At 61.5% G+C, this 2541-nt stretch carries 2 protein-coding genes and 1 pseudogene; 1 reads left to right on the top strand and 2 read right to left on the bottom strand.

Annotated elements, in window-relative coordinates:
* Nucleotides 1–527 (top strand): annotated as a pseudogene (locus VJV58_RS16585) (alpha/beta hydrolase); the annotation flags it as partial.
* 113 nt (nt 528–640) lie between these two features.
* On the opposite strand, the gene VJV58_RS16580 reads toward VJV58_RS16585, so the two are convergent.
* Nucleotides 641–1912, bottom strand: a complete 1272-nt coding sequence (locus VJV58_RS16580; RefSeq protein WP_324138451.1) for an IS110 family transposase — start codon at nt 1910–1912, stop codon at nt 641–643.
* Between the two features lie 314 nt (nt 1913–2226).
* On the bottom strand, nt 2227–2541 hold a 315-nt coding region (locus tag VJV58_RS16575), incomplete at its 5' end, for a hypothetical protein (RefSeq protein WP_324138450.1).

Genomic DNA, 2541 nt, shown 5'->3' with positions numbered 1-2541 from the left:
GCCATTCCTTCGGCGGCCAGACGCTCGGGCTGCTGGCGAACAACAGCGAGGTTTCGCGCGCGCTGCTCGTCGCCGCGCAAGCCGGATACTGGAAGCTGATGACCTCGCCCGAGCGCTACCGCGTCTATGCGATGCTCAATTTCGTCGGCACGCCGTTGACCAAGACGCTGGGCTACGCCCCGGGCTGGGCCGGCGTCGGCATGGATCTGCCGAAGGGGGTGTTCCTGCAATGGGCAAAATGGGTGAACAGCCCGCGCTATCTGTTTGACGACAATTCGCTGAGCGGCCTCCCCAATTTCGAAAAATATACCCACCCGATGCGCGCGTTGTGCTTCTCGGATGACCCCTGGGCGACGCCGCCGGCCGTCGAATTGCTGTGCAAGCGCTATTCGTCGACCAAGCCCGAGATCATCACGGTTGCGCCCGCCGATCTCGGCGTCGGCAGGATCGGCCATTTCGGCTTCTTCCGCCCCGAGCATCGCGACACGCTGTGGCGCGGCGCGGCGGAATGGCTGGAAATGGAATGAGCCAGCCAACCGTCGTCATTGCGAGCGAAGCGAAGCAATCCACTACCCGCCGCGGAGAAACTCTGGATTGCTTCGTCGCTTCGCTCCTAGGAAGAAACGGGCGGTTGATAGAGCTAGGCGGCCTCCGGGATGGGCTGGAGTTGCACGGTGAAGCCGAGCTTTTTGAGGCGAGCGACGAGATGGCTGGCCTTGAGTTCGACGGGTCGGCGGTCGAAGTAGGCGCCTCCGAGGTCATGGTGTTCGGTGCCGTCCTTGATGATGTGGTAGATCGCCGTGAGGATCGAGGCGGCGACGGCACAAATGGCTTTTTGTGGTCCGCGCCTGCTTTGCAGGCGGAAGAACTGGGCTCTGTAGTAGCTGTCCTTCTTGCGTTTGGCAGCCCAGGCGCATTGCACAAGCATGGTCTTGAGCCAGGGCGCTCCCTTGCGCAGGCGGGACGGCTTGCGCTTGCCGGCGCTTTCATTCTTGCCCGGGCACAATCCGGCCCAGGCGAGGAGGTGGCCCGCGGTCCGGAAGCGGCTCATATCGGGCCCAATCTCGGACAGGATCGCCGGCGCGGCCACGGTGCTGACGCCCGGAATCGTGGTGAGCAGTTCGATCAAGGCACGAAAGGGCGGTTGGCCTGCCCCACTCTGCGCGTCCGCACGCCCGATCCGCTGATCGATTTCCAAATCGATCTTCCGGATCGTCTCATCCAAGCTGTCCCATTGCTTGAGGTGAAGCTCGAGCAGGAAGCGGTGGTGATCCGTCAGCCGTCCATGCAAGGCGTCATAGAGCTCTTTCGGCGTTGCCTTGATCTGCTTGCCGGCAAGCTCGGCCAACTGTTTCGGCTGGCGCACGCCTGCGATCATCGCCTCGATCATCCGTCGCCCGCTCGCGCCCATGATGTCGCTGAGCACGGAACTGAGCTTGATATTGGCTTCTGCCAGCGTCTTTTCGATCCGCTGCACATGTCGCGTCTGCTCGCGCACCAGTTGCTTGCGGGTCCGCGTCAGCCCACGAAACTCCTGCATATCTTCGTGCGGGACGAAGCTCGCCTTGATCAGACCGCAAGCCAGCAGGTCGGCCAGCCACATCGCATCGTTCATGTCGGTCTTGCGCCCAGGAACATTCTTGATGTGCGCCGCATTGGCGAGGATCAATTCGAACCCGCCCTCATCCAGAATCCTGAACACCGGCATCCAGTAGACACCCGTCGCCTCCATCGCCACCTGCGTGCACCGGCATTCTGCCAGCCACGCTCTCAGCTCCATAAGCTGTTCCGTCGTCGTCGCAAACGTCCGGCATTCCCGCTTCGGCTTGCCATCGGCCATGATCCGCACACAAGCCACCACCGTATCCTTGTGGACATCAAGACCGGCAACTCTCTCGTACAGGACATCCATGCTCTTCTCCTTCACGGCTCGCGCCGACGGCACAGGCGCCTGTCAGAAAAGAATCCTAGGAAGCGTGCTCAATTCGCGCCAATGTGGGTCATCCAGGCAACCCAGGCCCAACTCGCAACCGGGCTCTCGCGCACCAGGGAGAAACCGACCTCTCTGCCGCCGACCTCCCCAAAATACCATACCTGCGATCAACGCAAAGTTTCATTCAAAGCGGGTCGGTGCCTTAAACACCGGTCCCAACTCGCAATGACGCGATGGGTCTGCCGGCCTCGCAGGTCATGCTGTCAAACCATCACTCGGATTCTCAGGCTTCATCAACCCTTCCCCGGATCGAACTTGAACGGACTGACCGAAACCGACAGCTTGCCGTCCTGCCCTTGGTCCACCCTGTAATCCACCATCTTCTGCACCGTCTCGCCTTCCACTGTGACGAAGATAGTGCCGCTGCAGGTCACGGCTCGCGCTTCCCTGCTGTTCGTCGCGATCGAATCGGCCAGCTTGTAGACGGCGGTTTTTCTCGCCTTCTCCAACAGGGCGGATTTGTCGGCTTCGCTGCCCGCAGCGTTCGCCTTGGCTTTCAGGGCTTCCGACGTCTTGATGGCGTAATCGACCAGCGCGTTATCGCTGTT

Origin of the sequence: Bradyrhizobium sp., assembly GCF_035273305.1 — a bacterium.
In the GTDB taxonomy this organism is placed as follows: domain Bacteria; phylum Pseudomonadota; class Alphaproteobacteria; order Rhizobiales; family Xanthobacteraceae; genus Bradyrhizobium.
Note: the sequence above shows the minus strand (reverse complement) of the source record. Positions and strands in the feature narration are given on the sequence as shown.